This window comes from Enterobacter cloacae, from assembly GCF_011078175.1.
GTDB lineage: Bacteria > Pseudomonadota > Gammaproteobacteria > Enterobacterales > Enterobacteriaceae > Enterobacter > Enterobacter cloacae_Q.
Genome location: NZ_JAALCJ010000004.1, coordinates 286,578 through 303,005 on the forward strand (window position 1 = coordinate 286,578; position 16,428 = coordinate 303,005).

Sequence of the window (16,428 nt, forward strand, 5' to 3'; positions counted from 1 at the left end):
CTCTCTTATCCTTTCGTTTGTAACTGACGCCAGGCATCATTTGCCAGCGCAATAAATTGTTTGTCATTTGTCTGCTGAAGGCGCATTTCAAACCATCCCGCCATCAGCATCAGCACCCACGGACGCCAGCGCGCGACCTGTCGCGAAAGGGTAAGCGCATTGATGTTGGCGTTTCGGGCATAGGCGGTTATCAGCTGCTCGCGCGACGCCTCATCAGGCATCCAGACCGAAGCGAGTTCGAGCGCCACGTCACCGTCACCGGCATATTCCCAGTCGATAAGTTTCTCGCCTGCCGTGGTATGAACGATATTCCCCGCGTGGACATCCATGTGCAGCGGCGCCAGACGTAACGCCTGCGGCTCTCCCGCTCTGCGCAGCCGCTTAAGCTGCGCCAGCCAGTAGGGCGTGCGTCGTTCAGGCGCAGCCTGCTGCCAGTAGCGATCCAGCAAAGGAAGCAACGTTACCCGCCAGCCCAGACGCGGCTGGCGATGCAGATGATACAGCATGGCTGCAAGCGTAGGCGTATCGGGAAGCTCGCTTTTGATCTCACCCGCAATAAACGCCACCGCCATCCAGTCTCTGATAAAGAGATGAGGTTGTGGCGCAAGGTCGGCGGGCAGGCGCTTCAGGGCGCGGAACTGGCGACGAAAATGGGAAGCAGGCGCAGCGGCATCGTGATGCTGACGTAAAACCAGCCGATGGTCGCCACGCTCAATAATGCAACTCGCGCCGCCAAGCCCGGCGGGGGCTTGCGGCGCGATAATACGGTACTGAGGGAAATAACGCGTCAGGACATCATGACGCGTGCGCTTATTGTTGCGTAACGGCACCTTTACCTGACCAGATAATTTCGCCGGTCTGAACCAGCATTAACTGCATCTGCAACGACGGCGTGTTCACGTTGCCTGTCGCGTTAGAATAAAGGACATACTGCGCGCCAACGTTGCGGGCGATACCAATCGCTTTACTGCGCGAACCCAGGCTGTCCTGAGGCGACAGACCAAGCTGCTGCTTGGCGACCGCGAGCTGCTGGGCTGAGACCAGCGTAAATTTACCGTTGTTTGCCAGCGCGTTGCGCAGGGTTTCCGTCGCTTCTCCCGCATTCAGGGAACCGTTTGTACGGTTGTTCACGCTGTCCACCAGCAGCACGCTGCCGGGCGTAACGCCCTGAGCCTGCAACATTTTGCCCACCATCGGCTGCATCGCGCCGTTCCAGTCATAGTGGCGTACTCGCGGCGCAGGCTGTGCGGTGTCGTCCGGATGTTCGATAGGACCAGGCTGCGCCGGAATGGTCGGTACAGACGGCACGGTTGGAACAGGCTGCGCTGGCGTTGTTGGCTGTTCCGTTCCCGGCTTCGCCTGATCCACCGGTGCAGGTTCTTCCGTTCGCGTCACACAACCCGCCAGAAAGAGTGCAAAGGCACTCAGGAGCGCATAACGGCTCATTGTTTTAATCAAGGTTCACTCCTTACAAATAAAGATAAAGTCTCACCTTATGTGCACCCAGATAGCTGGCACTGCCGAAGAGCGTGACCGACGATCTTGCCGGAATGGTCACGCTGCGCGGCGCCTCAAGCGGGTGCATCTCAAGACCTCTCACGTCATACCAGTAGAAGCGATAATGTACCGTCACTGGCTCTTGCCTTTCGTTATAGAGCGTAGAGGAGGCTGAAGACTGGATTTCACTTATGGTCAGCGAAGGCTTCTCCGCCGTGATGCCCGCAGCAAGCACTGAGGACTCCATCACCAGCGTCTGTTCTTCACTGACCGGGATGGCGGGACGCGCGCTGCACCCAACCATTACCAGCGTCACGATCAGCGCTGCAATACGCCCAGTTAACATATTAAAGACCTTTATGTGCCAGCATCGGCCCCAGTGGACGTCCACCCAGCAGATGCATATGAATATGATAGACTTCCTGGCCGCCATGGCGATTACAGTTCATGATCAGACGGTATCCGTCTTCAGCAATGCCTTCCTGCTCTGCGATTTTCGCGGCCACCGTAAGCATACGGCCCAGCGCCACTTCATGCTCGGTTTTAACGTCATTAACGGTCGGGATCAAAATATTGGGAATAATAAGGATGTGCGTCGGCGCCTGGGGAGAAATGTCGCGGAAAGCCGTGACCAGTTCATCCTGATAGACAATATCCGATGGAATTTCGCGGCGGATAATTTTACTGAAAATCGTTTCTTCAGCCATGACCTTTTCCTTTTAAGTTTAATCTGGCGTCGTGCGTCCGTTGTTAACACACATTGTCTGTTTTACTGCGTGACACAAGACAAGAGTATGAGCGAGTTTCTCCTGTCCTTTCAACCTTCTCCCGTGATTTCTTTCCTGATTGTCCCCCATCTGGCTGAAGAGGCATCGCTTTAGGACATTTCTTTTCTGAAACCTTATTTCAGTTCATCCCGAAACATCTGTTTACAGCGTTAATCACAATGCGTATATTTCGCATTTGCATTTTCATGCGCATTTTTAACATAGAAAACGACGACAGCCCGTGCTAGTGGGACTGTCGCGCATTACCTTCACCATTCACTAAGGGTTTGATGATGTCTTTCATTAATCACACCAGGGATGGGCAACGTCAGCCTGCCGCAACACCTTCGTTGCTGGCCGCCTGCATTGCTTTGGCATTGACGCCAACCGCCGCTTTCGCTGCTTCAACAACCGAAGATACCGTCGTCGTAGACGGGGGTTTTGACAACACACAGGATCTTTCTGCCAGCCAGGATCAGGATTACAGCGTAAAAACCACCACCACCGGCACCAAACTGTTGCTGGTCCCCCGGGACATCCCACAGTCCGTCAGCGTTATCAGCCAGCAACGTATGGCTGACCAGAATCTGCAATCCATCGGACAGGTGCTGACGAACACCACGGGCATTACGGCCCAGGTGCAGGACAGCGACCGTACCGTGTTTTACTCACGCGGCTTTTTCGTCAGCAACTACGCCTATGACGACCTGCCAACCTCCATCAGTGAAGTGTGGAACTTCGGTGATACCGCCGCGGATACCGCGATTTATGACCGCATCGAAGTGGTTCGCGGCGCCACCGGCCTGATGTCGGGCACGGGCAACCCGGCGGCGTACGTTAATATGGTGCGTAAGCACGCGGACAGCCCGGAATTTAAAGGTAACGTCTCCGCCAGCTACGGCAGCTGGGACAAGCAGCGCTACGTGCTGGATCTCCAGGCGCCGCTGGTGGAATCAGGTAAGGTACGGGGCCGTCTGATCACCGGTTATCAGGATAACGACAGCTTCGTGGATAACTACCACTACCGGAAGAAATTCCTCTACGGCGTGATGGACGCGGATGTCACCGACAGCACCACCCTCTCGGTAGGGTATGAATATCAGGAAAGCCATACCGCCGACCCGACATGGGGCGGGCTGCCGACCTGGTACAGCGACGGAAGTAAGACCCACTACAATCGCAGCCAGACCGTCGCGCCTGACTGGGCTTATTCAGATAAAGACAGCACCCGCATCTTCGCTAACCTGACTCAGCGTTTCGAAAACGGCTGGGAAGCGCACATTAACGGCATGCATGCTGAAACCAACTTCGACTCCAAACTGATGTATATGTCCGGCTATCCGGATAAAGAGACCGGTGCGGGTCTTGTAGGTTACGGCGGCTGGAACCGTGGGGAACGTAAACAGGATGCGGTTGACGCCTTCCTGCGCGGCGGCTTCGATCTCTTTGGCCGTCAGCACGAAATGATGTTCGGCGGCAGCTTCAGCCGTCAGCGTAACCATTACGACAACTCCATGCCGGATGCGGTATACGGCATGGTTGATGTCGGCAACTTTAAGAACTGGAACGGGAACATTGCCGATCCGCAGTGGACGCCGTGGAAACTCTACAGCAAGGATGATATTCGCCAGTCTTCAGCCTATTCTTCGGCTCGTTTCTCGCTGGCCGATCCGCTGCACCTAATCCTGGGCGCGCGCTACACCCAATATAACATTCGTTATAACCCGGCAGGATCGCCTAATACCCGTCTGGAAAGCACCAAAGATGATGTGACGCCGTACGCTGGCCTGGTGTATGACATTAATGAGGACTGGTCGACCTACGTCAGCTATACCTCTATCTTCCAGCCGCAGGACAAACGCGATGCCAGCGGACGTTATCTGGATCCTACAACGGGTAAAAGCTACGAAGCCGGGGTAAAAGCGGACTGGTTTAATACCCGCCTCACCACCTCGCTGGCGATTTTCCGCATTGAGCAGGATAACGTAGCCAGCAACACTTATACCTACATGCCGAGCGGTGAGTCGATCTATGAATCGCTGGACGGGGTGGTCAGCAAAGGGGTCGAGTTCGAGCTCAACGGTGCCCTGACCGATAACTGGCAGCTGACCTTCGGCGCGACGCGTTACATTGCGGAAGATAAGAATGGCAACGCCGTCAGCGCCGATCAGCCGCGCACAACCATGAAGCTCTTCACCCGCTATCAGTTGCCAATGCTGCCGGAACTGACCGTGGGCGGTGGCGTAAACTGGCAGAACAAAGTGTGGACGGACGTGGAAGGCGGCCCGGCAGGACGTTCCCGCGCGGAGCAAGGCAGCTATGGGCTGGTGAACCTGTTCAGCCGTTATCAGGTTACTAATGATTTTTCGGTGCAGGCTAATGTTAACAACCTGTTCGACAAAGAGTATTACGATTACGTCGGATCGTATGTGGTGTATGGCGCGCCGCTAAACGTCTCGGTGAGCGCGAGCTACGACTTCTGAGTGACAGAAGCCCGGTGGCGCTGCGCTTACCGGGCCTACCCATCACGTAGGCCCGGTAAGGTGCCGCCGCCACCCGGCACCATAAACCGCAGTAATAAAAAAGGCAGCCATTCGGCTGCCTTAGTCTCCCCAGGTCACAACTTAGTTGTTGCGGATGTACTCATCCATTTCGGTTTTCAGGTTATCGGATTTCGTCCCGAAGATTGCCTGAACGCCAGAACCTGCAACAACGACGCCCGCTGCGCCCAGTTTTTTCAGACCCGGCTGGTCTACTTTCGCCACGTCGGCAACGCTCACACGCAGACGAGTAATACACGCATCCAGGTTAGTGATGTTTTCTTTACCGCCGAAGGCCGCTACCAGAGCAGGTGCCATTTCGCTGGTCACACCGGCTTTGCTATCTTCAGTTGCATCTTCGCGACCCGGCGTTTTCAGGTCCAGTGCTTTGATCAGCACACGGAAGACGGTGTAGTACACCACTGCATAGCCCGCACCCACGATTGGGAACAGCCACAGCTTGCTGCTGTTACCGGACAGAACGATGAAGTCGATCAGGCCATGAGAGAAGGACGTACCGTCACGCATACCCAGCAGGATACAGATTGGGAATGCCAGACCTGCCAGTACCGCGTGGATGATGTACAGGATCGGCGCAACGAACATGAAGGAGAACTCGATCGGCTCGGTGATACCGGTCAGGAACGAGGTCAGCGCTGCGGAGATCATGATACCGCCCACTTTTGCACGGTTCTCTGGTTTAGCAGAGTGCCAGATAGCAATAGCTGCGGCTGGCAGACCGTACATTTTGAACAGGAAGCCACCAGACAGTTTACCCGCCGTTGGGTCACCCGCCATATAGCGAGGGATATCACCGTGGAATACCTGACCTGCTGCGTTGGTGTATTCACCAATTTGCATCTGGAATGGAACGTTCCAGATGTGGTGCAGACCAAATGGTACCAGGCAGCGCTCAATGAAGCCGTAGATACCGAACGCCACAACCGGGTTCTGGTAAGCCGCCCACTGAGAGAAGGTCTGGATTGCCGTACCGATTGGTGGCCAGATGAAGGACAGGACTACACCGGTGAAAATCGCGGCCAGACCAGAAATGATCGGCACAAAACGTTTACCCGCGAAGAAGCCCAGATACTCAGGCAGCTTGATGCGATAGAAGCGGTTAAACATATACGCTGCAATCGCACCGGAGATGATACCACCGAGAACACCGGTGTCAGCCAGGTGCTTAGCGGCAATCTCTTCAGCAGGTAAATGCAGTACCAGCGGCGCAACCACAGCCATGGTTTTCACCATGATGCCGTAAGCAACAACGGACGCCAGAGCGGATACACCGTCGTTATTGGTGAAGCCCAGAGCAACACCGATAGCGAAGATCAGCGGCATGTTAGCAAAAACAGAACCGCCTGCTTCGGCCATCACGTGGGAAACTACGGCTGGCAGCCAGCTGAAGTTTGCAGAACCGACACCCAGCAGGATACCTGCGATAGGCAGTACGGATACTGGCAGCATCAGCGATTTACCGACCTTTTGCAGGTTAGCAAATGCATTCTTAAACATAATTGAGAGTGCTCCTGAGTATTTGTGCTTTTTTACGCTTTCACGCATTGGCCCGGGGGGAGTACCGCGCCGTGGACAGGACATCTAAGCGCCCTTTATTTATTACACAGAGTAAAATAATTCCCTCTGAGTTTGTTTGACGGCTATCACGTTTCAGTTCAAGACGGCCAAAAAACTTGCAGATATTTACATAAAGCATGTCTGGATGTGTCTAAAAACGCCATCACCGCCCCAAATGAGGCGGTGAACTTTACTCGCTTTACTTATTAATTACGAGCCTAAAAATAACAGGTGTATCAGACAGATTGCAGGCGGGAGGCGTCGATATGGAACAGACTGGCGAAGTTTTCCGTTGTCACGCGAGCCAGTTCTTCAATACTGACACCTTTCAGAACGGCCATATACTCAGCGACATCCCGGGTCATCGCTGGCTGATTCTCTTTACCACGATGAGGCACCGGTGCCAGGTACGGGGAATCGGTTTCCACCAGAATACGATCCAGCGGAACATAACGCGCCGCATCACGCAGTTGCTCAGCATTGCGGAACGTGACGATCCCCGAGAACGAGATATAAAAGCCTAAATCTAGCAGCTTTCCCGCCGTTTCTCTGTCTTCTGTGAAACAGTGTAGTACGCCACCGCAATCCGTCACCTTTTCTTCACGCAGGATCTCCAGCGTGTCGGCACGTGCATCGCGGGTATGAACGATAACCGGCTTATTCAGTTCACGGCCAATACGGATGTGGTTGCGGAAGGATTCCTGCTGGCGAGGTTTAGTTTCCGGAGTATAGAAATAGTCGAGACCGGTCTCGCCCATCGCTACGACGCCCTCTTCTGCGGCAAGGCGGCGTAAGTCCTCAACGTCATACTTCTCGTCCTGATTCAGCGGATGTACGCCACAGGAGAAGACGACATTATCGCGCTCGCCAACCAGTTCACGCATGGAGCGGTAACCCGGCAGCGTGGTCGCCACGGCCAGGCAAAATTTCACATCGCGCGCGGCGGCTTTCGCCAGCACGTCGTCCACATTTTTATGCAGGGATTGATAATCCAGGCCATCGAGATGGCAGTGTGAGTCGACTAAAAACATAATGTCTCTCTCAGAGGTGGGAAACCGGCGGTATGACGCCCGGTTGCAGGTAGTGTTCGATACGCAGTAACTGGTCGGTCAGTAAAAGCTCGCGATTGAGACCGGTCACTGTCAATAGTTGTTCACGACTCTGGCAGATATCATGAAGGATAGCGTGCAGCGACTGCCCTGACAGGCGATTCGCCAGCGTGTTGACCAGCGCCCACACGTCAGGGTTAGTCAGAAGCGTCGCCCCCTGCTGGATTTTGAGCGCATCCAGCAGCAGTGCGGCCAGCCAGTGCAGCCGTTCCGGTGCCCGATCGCTGTTCAGCGCTGGCAGCACGCTCAGCCAGTCATGGCTGTCGAGGGCTGATTCAACCGCACGACACAGCGTTTCACGCTGGGACCACACCTCCGGCTGCAATAAGGCCAGCGCAGCCGCAGGCGCACCGCTGCACAAGCGCAACGCCGAGCGCGCCGCATCTTGTGACACCGTCACTTCTCGCTCAAGCCAGGCGAGCGCCCAGGATTCCTGAGGAACAGCGAGGTGGTGAAGAAGGCAGCGACTGCGCAGCGTCGCCAGCAAGCGTTCCGGCTCACGGCAGGAGAGGAAAAACCAGGTATTCTCTGGCGGCTCTTCCAGGGTTTTTAACAAGGCGTTGGCTGCCGCTTCCGTGAGCAGTGCGGCGTCTTTCAGCCATACTACTTTCGCCCCGCCCAGACGCGCATATTCGTACAGTTTCTCACTGACCTCACGCACCGCGTCAATACCGAGCGTATTTTTGCCCTTCTCCGGTTCGAGGGTGTAATAGTCAGGATGCGTGCCCGCCTGCATAAGCTGGCAACCCCGGCACTTACCGCAGCTTTTATGCCCTTCCGGCTGTTGGCACATCAGAAAGCGGGTGATGGCGTAAATCAATGCATCATCACCCATTCCCGGCAGCGCCTGGATCAGTAACGCATGATGCCCCCGACCAACCTGATAGCTACCGATCAGCTGTTCAAAGTGTGGGCGCAACCATGGATACCATTTCATGCCTGCTGCTCCTGATGCCACTGCGTAACGGTCAGCTGAATATCACGCGTCACGTCTTCAAGGGATTGCGTCGCATCGATGGTGCGAATGGTCTTGTCCTGCCCTGCCAGTTCCAGATAACGCGCGCGGGTGCGGTTAAAGAAGTCGAAAGACTCCTGTTCAATGCGGTCCAGTTCGCCGCGGGCCCGGGCGCGCTTCAGCCCCACCTCAGGGGTCACGTCCAGATACAGCGTCAGGTCAGGACGAAAATCGCCCAGAACCGCGTCGCGAAGCGTAGCCAACATGGTTTGATCGATACCTCGGCCGCCACCCTGATACGCCTGGGTTGAGAGATCGTGGCGATCGCCAATCACCCATTTCCCTTCAGCCAGAGCGGGCTTGATCACCGTATCCACCAGCTGAACGCGCGCCGCATAGAACATCAGCACTTCCGCTTTATCGGTAATAACTTCATCGCCAACGGATTTGATATCCAGAACCAGGCTGCGCAGTTTTTCCGCCAGCTGCGTACCGCCCGGCTCGCGGGTGAAGACCATGTCGGCGACGCCAAGCGATTGCAGCGTATCAACCACCACGTTACGTGCGGTGGTTTTACCCGCCCCTTCGAGTCCCTCAATGACAATGTATTTACTGCGCATTTTTTTCCTTAAGTGCCTTCAGATAGTCCTGAACGGAGCGATTGTGGCTGGCCAGGTTAGTATTGAACGTGTGCCCCCCTTTTCCATCAGCCACAAAATAGAGATACGGGGTTTTGGCCGGATGCGCTGCGGCCTTCAACGATGCTTCACTCGGCGTCGCAATCGGTCCAGGCGGCAGGCCGCTAATTACGTAGGTATTATACGCCGTTGGCGTCTCCAGATCTTTTCTGGAAATTCTACCGTTGTAGTTTTCGCCCATGCCGTAGATGACGGTAGGATCGGTTTGCAACCGCATGCCGATGCGGAGCCGGTTAATAAACACCGAGGCAACCTGATCGCGTTCGGCAGCAACGGCCGTCTCTTTCTCGATGATCGAGGCCATCGTCATGAACTGGTTTTGATCTTTATAAGGCAGACCCTCCGCTCGCCCTTTCCAGGCAGTTCCTACCGCCGCGACCATCTTGTTGTGCGCGCGCTTCAGAATTGCCACATCCGTCGTGCCTGCCGTATACATCCACGTATCGGGCCAGAACCAGCCTTCCACCCACTCGGGATGTTCGAATTTTAAGGCTTCTGCCACGGTCTGGTAGCGGTCATCTTTCAGCGTATGCTTGATGTACGGCGCGTCTCGCAACTGCCTGAGGTAATCGCTCAGACGCATACCTTCGACAAAACGCAGCGGAAACTGGGCTTCTTTACCACTTTCCAGCAGTTGCAGCATCTCGCGCACGGTCATGCCTGGGGTAAAGCGATAGGTGCCCGCCTTGAAGTGGGACAGTTCCGGCTCAATACGAAGCAGCCACTGGAATACGCGTGGGCGATTGATAATTTTGTCGCCATACAGCTGCTGACCAAGCGCCTGCCGCCCGGTCCCCGCTTTCAGGGTAAAAATCGTCTCGTCTTTAATCAGGATTTCACTGTCCGCCAGTTGGCGAACTTTCCATACTCCCGCTCCGCCAGCGATACCCAACGCAGCAATAAGGAGAAGGACAAAGCGCAACATTTTCTTCATGACTATCTGGTTTGCTCACAAATCGGGGCTAAAAACTGGAACAGCTCGCGGGATGACCAGCACTGGTGACCATAAGCGCGAACGGGGACAACGGGCATCAGCGCATTGCAGATAACGACTTCATCAGCGACCCGCAGCGCCTCTTCCTTAGCGTTGACTTCAGCAACGCGAAAGCCTGCGCGTGCCAGCTGATGCATACAAAACTGCCGCATAATGCCGTTGACTCCGGCCTGCTCCAGCGAAGGCGTGAACACGTCACTACCCTTCCGCCAGAGTAAATTAGCCGCACAGCATTCCGTAATGTACCCTTCGCTGTCAAGAACCAGCGCCTCCCCGGCCTCCGTCTGCTCAAGATGAGTACGAATAAGCACCTGCTCAAGGCGGTTGAGATGTTTTATGCCAGCGAGACTCGGGTTTCGCCCCAAACGTACCGGGCTGAGCGCCAGGACTACGCCCTCTTTACGCCAGCGCGCGTAATGGGAAGGGTAATCAGACACGGAAAGAATACGCGTAGGATGCAGGCAAGCAGCGCCGCTATAGCCCCTGCCTCCGCTGCCGCGACTAATGATAACTTTCAGGACACCGTGGGCTTTATCAGACGCGAGCCGCCGCATTTCACCTTCAAGAATGTCCCACTGCGAAAAGGGGATCAGTAATGATTCGCAGGCTTTTTGTAAACGACGGATATGGGCCCCGAGCAGGCACACGCCACCGTCGAGAATACGCGCAGTTGTGAAACAGCCATCGCCAAACTGGGTCGCCCTGTCGCTGGCCGGCAGCGTTTCTTGCTCAAGGCCATTAATTAAAAACATTGTGGCTCCTTATGCATGGAGGCTCAGTCTGGCAGGATGTTGGTAGCCCGACAAGGGGATTTCACCTAATAAAAAAGGCCCGTCAAGCGGACCTTTTTTATTGACAGCGACGAATCAGACTCAGACCTTTTTGAAGATCAGAGAACCGTTTGTGCCACCGAAGCCGAAGGAGTTACACAGGGTGTATTCCATACCGCTGACCTGGCGCGCTTCGTGAGGAACGAAGTCCAAATCGCAACCTTCATCCGGATTATCCAGGTTAATGGTTGGCGGTACAGCCTGATCGCGCAGTGCGAGAATAGAGTAAATTGACTCTACTGCCCCCGCTGCACCCAACAGGTGACCGGTCATGGATTTCGTGGAGCTCACCAGTACACGGCTGGCCGATTCGCCGAAGATAGACTTAACCGCCTGCGCTTCTGCTTTATCGCCTGCTGGCGTAGAAGTGCCATGCGCGTTAACGTAGCCAATCTGTGCCGGCGTAATGCCCGCATCACGGATGGCGTTTTCCATCGCCAGCGCAGCACCTGCGCCGTTCTCTGGAGGAGACGTCATGTGATAAGCATCGCTGCTCATGCCAAAGCCAACGACTTCAGCATAAATTTTCGCGCCGCGTTTTTTCGCGTGTTCGTACTCTTCCAGCACAAGCATGCCTGCACCGTCACCCAATACAAAACCGTCACGGTCTTTATCCCACGGACGGCTTGCCGCCTGAGGATTATCGTTACGGGTAGAGAGCGCACGCGCTGCACCGAAGCCACCGACGCCCAGTGGGGTACTGGCTTTTTCAGCACCGCCCGCAACCATAGCATCTGCATCACCATACGCGATGATACGCGCGGCCTGGCCGATATTATGCACGCCAGACGTACAGGCAGTCGCGATTGAGATGCTTGGGCCACGCAGGCCGAACATGATGGTCAGGTGACCTGCCACCATGTTGACAATCGTAGACGGAACGAAGAACGGGCTGATTTTACGCGGGCCACCATTCATCAGGGATGAGTGGTTTTCCTCGATCAGGCCAAGACCGCCAATCCCGGAGCCGATAGCGGCACCAATACGGGTTGCGTTCTCTTCCGTAATTTCAAGGCCAGAATCCTGCATGGCCTGAACGCCAGCGACAATTCCATATTGAATGAAGGCATCCATCTTGCGCTGTTCTTTGCGCGAGATGATCTCTTCACAGTTAAAATCCTTTACTAAGCCAGCAAATTTCGTTGCATAGGCGCTAGTATCGAAATGGTCGATTAGGCTGATGCCGCTCTGACCGGCAAGAAGAGCTTTCCAGGTGGACTCTACGGTATTGCCGACAGGAGACAACATGCCAAGTCCGGTCACAACTACACGACGCTTAGACACGTTTGTCCTCCAGGGAGGGATAAAAAAAGAGATTCGTGGGACAAAAAAAGATAAAACTCAGGCGGTCGAATGACCGCCTGGAGATGTTCACTTACGCCTGGTGACCGTTGATGTAATCAATGGCAGCCTGAACGGTGGTGATCTTCTCAGCTTCTTCGTCCGGAATCTCAGTATCAAACTCTTCTTCCAGAGCCATTACCAGCTCAACGGTGTCAAGAGAATCTGCGCCCAGGTCTTCAACGAAGGAAGCGGAGTTCACAACTTCTTCCTGCTTAACGCCCAGCTGTTCGCCGATAATTTTCTTAACGCGTTCTTCGATAGTGCTCATACTCTTAAATTTCCTATCAAAACTCGCTTTCGCGATGGTTTTCGTAGTGTATAAAATGTTGAAAAATTTGCAACTAAATCCCGGCAGGTCTTACCACGATTTTACGTTATTTTGAGGCCATTTGCCCAAATAACGCAAATATTTTCGATCGTGATTAAACCATGTACATCCCGCCGTTGACGTGGAGGGTTTCACCAGTGATGTAACCCGCTTCGTCAGAGGCTAAAAATGCAACCGCGCTGGCGATTTCTTTAGGGTCGCCAAGACGACCCGCCGGAACTGCCGCCAGCGTACCCGCACGCTGTTCTTCAGTTAGCGCACGCGTCATGTCCGTTTCAATAAAGCCCGGAGCAACAACGTTTACAGTAATTCCGCGGGACGCGACTTCACGCGCCAGCGACTTACTGAAACCGATCAGACCTGCTTTCGCCGCAGCGTAGTTAGCCTGACCAGCATTTCCCATGGTACCAACCACAGAACCTACAGTGATAATACGACCATGACGCTTTTTCATCATAGCGCGCATTACCGCTTTTGACAGACGGAATACAGATGACAGGTTGGTTTCGATAATATCGTTCCACTCGTCATCTTTCATTCGCATCAGCAGGTTGTCGCGAGTGATCCCGGCATTATTGACCAGAATATCCACTTCGCCAAACTCTGCGCGAATATTTTCCAGAACAGATTCGATAGATGCTGGTTCAGTCACATTCAGAACCAGACCTTTACCGTTCGCACCCAGATAGTCGCTGATGGCCTGTGCGCCATTCTCGCTTGTCGCAGTCCCGATCACCGTCGCGCCGCGCGCAACCAGTGTTTCAGCAATAGCGCGCCCAATACCGCGGCTAGCGCCGGTCACCAGTGCAATTTTTCCTTCAAAACTCATGGTATTCCTCTTTTATTGCGAGAGTGCCGCTTTCATTGCTTCCGGCTCGTTAATCGCCGAGGCAGTCAGGGTGTCTACAATACGTTTTGTCAGGCCGGTAAGTACCTTACCAGGTCCGACTTCATACAGATGTTCAACGCCCTGAGACGCCATAAACTCAACGGTTTTGGTCCACTGCACCGGGCTGTATAGCTGACGAACCAGCGCGTTACGGATCGCGTCGGGTGCGGTTTCGCACTTCACATCGACGTTATTCACAACGGAAATCGTCGGTGCGTTAAAGGTCATTTTTTCCAGCTCAACCGCCAGCTTATCGGCAGCAGGCTTCATCAGCGCACAGTGAGAAGGTACGCTCACCGGCAATGGCAGAGCACGTTTTGCACCCGCAGCTTTACAGGCCGCACCAGCGCGCTCAACCGCCTCTTTATGACCGGCGATAACCACCTGGCCTGGCGAGTTAAAGTTTACCGGAGAAACGACCTGACCTTCAGCAGATTCTTCACAGGCTTTAGCGATAGAAGCATCATCCAGGCCAATAATGGCAGACATGCCGCCCGTGCCTTCTGGCACCGCTTCCTGCATGAATTTACCACGCATTTCAACCAGACGTACCGCGTCAGCGAAGGTAATCACGCCTGCGCAAACCAGCGCAGAGTATTCACCCAGACTGTGACCCGCCATCAGCGTCGGCGCTTTGCCGCCCTGCTGCTGCCATACGCGCCACAATGCGACGGATGCCGCCAGCAGTGCCGGTTGAGTCTGCCAGGTTTTATTCAGCTCTTCGGCCGGACCCTGTTGAGTCAGCGCCCACAGATCATAACCCAGCGCGTCAGAAGCTTCACGGAAAGTCTCTTCAATAACCGGATAGTTTGCTGCCATTTCAGACAACATCCCAACAGTTTGCGAGCCCTGTCCTGGGAACACAAAAGCAAATTGCGTCATTTTTTAATCCTTATCCTAGAAACGAACCAGCGCGGAACCCCAGGTGAACCCACCACCAAAGGCTTCAAGCAAGACCAGTTGGCCCCGTTTAATTCGCCCATCGCGTACCGCTTCGTCAAATGCGCATGGTACCGATGCCGCAGAGGTGTTGCCGTGGCGATCGAGCGTTACCACAACATTATCCATAGACATGCCCAGCTTCTTCGCCGTCGCGCTGATAATACGCAGGTTAGCCTGATGCGGTACCAGCCAGTCGAGGGCGGCGCGATCCAGATTGTTCGCTTCCAGTGTCTCATCAACAATGTGAGCGAGTTCAGTCACGGCGACTTTGAACACCTCGTTACCTGCCATGGTCAGATAAATCGAACTGTCCGGATTAACGCGATCGGCGTTAGGCAGCGTTAACAGCTCGCCATAGCGACCGTCAGCATGCAGATGCGTGGAGATGATACCCGGCTCTTCGGACTGCCCCAGCAGCACCGCGCCCGCACCATCGCCAAAAATAATGATCGTGCCGCGATCGGCTGGATCGCAGGTCCGCGCCAGCACGTCAGCACCGATCACCAGCGCATATTGTACGGCGCCCGATTTTACGTACTGATCGGCGATGCTCAGCGCATAGGTAAAGCCCGCGCACGCAGCGGCAACGTCAAATGCCGGGCAGCCTTTAATGCCGAGCATGTTCTGCACCTGGCACGCTGCGCTTGGAAAGGCATGCGTGGCCGAGGTGGTCGCCACCACGATAAGCCCGATCTGTTCTTTATCAATGCCCGCCATCTCAAGCGCACGCTGTGCGGCTTCGTAGCCCATGGTGGACACGGTTTCGTCTGGCGCGGCGATACGACGTTCACGGATACCTGTGCGCGTGACAATCCACTCGTCAGACGTATCTACCATTTTTTCAAGATCGGCGTTGGTACGCACTTGTTTTGGCAGGTAGCTGCCGGTACCTAAAATCTTCGTATACATGTACGCTCAGTCACTTTTAGCTAATACAGATCCCAGGCGAGCGGCAATCCTCTGAGGGACTTGTCGCTGCACCGCCTGCACTGCCTGTTCAATCGCGACGGTAAATGCTCGCTGATTGGCGGCCCCATGACTCTTAATCACGATGCCGCGCAATCCTAACAGACAGGCGCCATTATACTGGTCGGGGTTGAGGTGACTGAATCGCCGCGTCAGGCTTTTTTGTAACCAACGCTTTAATATAATCAGCCACCAGGACCTTTTTTTACCTTCTCCCTGCGATTTCAGCAGAGAAAGAAACATTCTTACGACCCCTTCCATGGTCTTCAACGTTACGTTTCCGGTGAAGCCATCACACACTAATACATCCGTTTTGCCCGTCAGCAACTCATTGGCTTCGAGATAACCAATATAGTTGATGGAGGGGACCTGCTTGAGTATCTCCGCAGCGTCGCGAATACTGTCCAGGCCTTTGGTCTCTTCTTCACCGATATTCAATAGCGCAACGCGGGGATTGTTAATCCCGACCACGTCTTCTGCCAGCACCGACCCCATAACGGCAAACTGAGCCAGCATTGTACTATCACAATCTACGTTAGCACCCAAATCGAGCACCACCGTTTTGCCCTTCTGCTGATGCGGTAACACCGTCACCAGCGCCGGGCGCTCAATGCCCTCAATCGGCTTGAGCAATAATTTCGACAGTCCCATCAACGCGCCAGTATTTCCCGCGCTGACGCAAGCCTGTGCGCGCCCCTCTTTCACCAGCTCCAGCGCCGTTCGCATAGAGCTGCCACGGCTATTACGAATAGCCTGCGATGGCCGGGCATCACTGGCAATAACTGACTGCGCAGGAATAATCTGCAGACGCGAACGTTGTTCAAAGTCAGCTTTTGCAAGTAATGGCGTGATTGTGTCGGGGTTACCGACTAAAAGAAGTGTGAGTTGCGAATTAGAATTCAGTGCCTGCAATGCTGCAGGCACTGTCACGGTAGGGCCAAAATCTCCCCCCATGACATCTAACGCCAGGGTTAGACGTGTCAAGGTATCG

At 54.6% G+C, this 16,428-nt stretch carries 17 protein-coding genes; 1 reads left to right on the plus strand and 16 read right to left on the minus strand.

Annotated elements, in window-relative coordinates:
• Window positions 1-5: 5 nt before the first annotated feature.
• Genes thiK through hinT form a run of 4 tightly spaced genes read right to left on the minus strand, consistent with a single transcriptional unit; the run spans window position 6 to window position 2,204 of the window.
• Window positions 6-830 (minus strand): thiamine kinase, encoded by an 825-nt coding sequence (gene thiK, locus G6Q29_RS11065; protein ID WP_165465637.1) that lies wholly within the window; start codon window positions 828-830, stop codon window positions 6-8.
• A complete protein-coding gene (gene lpoB / locus G6Q29_RS11070) occupies window positions 811-1,455 on the minus strand; it encodes a penicillin-binding protein activator LpoB (RefSeq protein ID WP_085929697.1) in 645 nt (214 codons plus the stop codon). The genes thiK and lpoB overlap by 20 nt, the downstream gene beginning before the upstream one ends.
• 13 nt (window positions 1,456-1,468) lie before the next feature.
• Window positions 1,469-1,843, minus strand: a complete 375-nt coding sequence (locus tag G6Q29_RS11075) for a YcfL family protein (RefSeq protein WP_165465638.1) — start codon at window positions 1,841-1,843, stop codon at window positions 1,469-1,471.
• A 1-nt stretch (window position 1,844) separates the two neighbouring features.
• Window positions 1,845-2,204 carry a purine nucleoside phosphoramidase gene (gene hinT / locus G6Q29_RS11080; protein WP_006809243.1) on the minus strand — a complete coding sequence of 120 codons (360 nt, stop codon included), beginning with the start codon at window positions 2,202-2,204 and terminating at the stop codon, window positions 1,845-1,847.
• 353 nt (window positions 2,205-2,557) lie between these two features.
• On the opposite strand from hinT, the gene fhuE reads away from it, so the two are divergent.
• A complete protein-coding gene (fhuE, locus tag G6Q29_RS11085) occupies window positions 2,558-4,747 on the plus strand; it encodes a ferric-rhodotorulic acid/ferric-coprogen receptor FhuE (protein ID WP_165465639.1) in 2,190 nt (729 codons plus the stop codon).
• 141 nt (window positions 4,748-4,888) lie between these two features.
• On the opposite strand, the gene ptsG is transcribed toward fhuE, so the two are convergent.
• From ptsG to plsX, 12 genes are all read right to left on the minus strand, one after another.
• On the minus strand, window positions 4,889-6,322 hold the full coding sequence (ptsG, locus tag G6Q29_RS11090) for a PTS glucose transporter subunit IIBC (RefSeq protein ID WP_006809245.1): 1,434 nt from the start codon (window positions 6,320-6,322) through the stop codon (window positions 4,889-4,891).
• A 296-nt stretch (window positions 6,323-6,618) separates the two neighbouring features.
• Window positions 6,619-7,413 carry a metal-dependent hydrolase gene (locus G6Q29_RS11095; protein WP_165465640.1) on the minus strand — a complete coding sequence of 265 codons (795 nt, stop codon included), beginning with the start codon at window positions 7,411-7,413 and terminating at the stop codon, window positions 6,619-6,621.
• A 10-nt stretch (window positions 7,414-7,423) separates the two neighbouring features.
• Window positions 7,424-8,428: a DNA polymerase III subunit delta' gene (gene holB / locus G6Q29_RS11100; protein ID WP_165465641.1), complete on the minus strand. Its 1,005-nt coding sequence runs from the start codon at window positions 8,426-8,428 to the stop codon at window positions 7,424-7,426.
• Window positions 8,425-9,066 carry a dTMP kinase gene (tmk, locus tag G6Q29_RS11105; protein WP_165465642.1) on the minus strand — a complete coding sequence of 214 codons (642 nt, stop codon included), beginning with the start codon at window positions 9,064-9,066 and terminating at the stop codon, window positions 8,425-8,427. Before tmk ends, holB begins: the two co-directional genes overlap by 4 nt.
• Window positions 9,056-10,078, minus strand: a complete 1,023-nt coding sequence (yceG, locus tag G6Q29_RS11110) for a cell division protein YceG (protein WP_165465643.1) — start codon at window positions 10,076-10,078, stop codon at window positions 9,056-9,058. The genes tmk and yceG overlap by 11 nt, the downstream gene beginning before the upstream one ends.
• A 2-nt stretch (window positions 10,079-10,080) precedes the next feature.
• Window positions 10,081-10,890, minus strand: a complete 810-nt coding sequence (gene pabC / locus G6Q29_RS11115; RefSeq protein ID WP_165465644.1) for an aminodeoxychorismate lyase — start codon at window positions 10,888-10,890, stop codon at window positions 10,081-10,083.
• Between the two features lie 120 nt (window positions 10,891-11,010).
• Window positions 11,011-12,252: a beta-ketoacyl-ACP synthase II gene (fabF, locus tag G6Q29_RS11120; RefSeq protein ID WP_165465645.1), complete on the minus strand. Its 1,242-nt coding sequence runs from the start codon at window positions 12,250-12,252 to the stop codon at window positions 11,011-11,013.
• A 91-nt stretch (window positions 12,253-12,343) separates the two neighbouring features.
• Window positions 12,344-12,580, minus strand: coding sequence for an acyl carrier protein (gene acpP / locus G6Q29_RS11125; protein ID WP_003857954.1), 237 nt, complete (start codon window positions 12,578-12,580; stop codon window positions 12,344-12,346).
• 154 nt (window positions 12,581-12,734) lie between these two features.
• Window positions 12,735-13,469 carry a 3-oxoacyl-ACP reductase FabG gene (fabG, locus tag G6Q29_RS11130; RefSeq protein ID WP_165465646.1) on the minus strand — a complete coding sequence of 245 codons (735 nt, stop codon included), beginning with the start codon at window positions 13,467-13,469 and terminating at the stop codon, window positions 12,735-12,737.
• Window positions 13,470-13,481: 12 nt separating this feature from the next.
• Complete coding sequence (gene fabD / locus G6Q29_RS11135; RefSeq protein ID WP_165465647.1) at window positions 13,482-14,411, minus strand: ACP S-malonyltransferase; 930 nt, start codon at window positions 14,409-14,411, stop codon at window positions 13,482-13,484.
• A gap of 15 nt (window positions 14,412-14,426) precedes the next feature.
• On the minus strand, window positions 14,427-15,380 hold the full coding sequence (locus G6Q29_RS11140) for a beta-ketoacyl-ACP synthase III (protein ID WP_165465648.1): 954 nt from the start codon (window positions 15,378-15,380) through the stop codon (window positions 14,427-14,429).
• A gap of 6 nt (window positions 15,381-15,386) precedes the next feature.
• Window positions 15,387-16,421 carry a phosphate acyltransferase PlsX gene (gene plsX / locus G6Q29_RS11145; protein ID WP_207309791.1) on the minus strand — a complete coding sequence of 345 codons (1,035 nt, stop codon included), beginning with the start codon at window positions 16,419-16,421 and terminating at the stop codon, window positions 15,387-15,389.
• Between the last annotated feature and the right edge of the window lie 7 nt (window positions 16,422-16,428).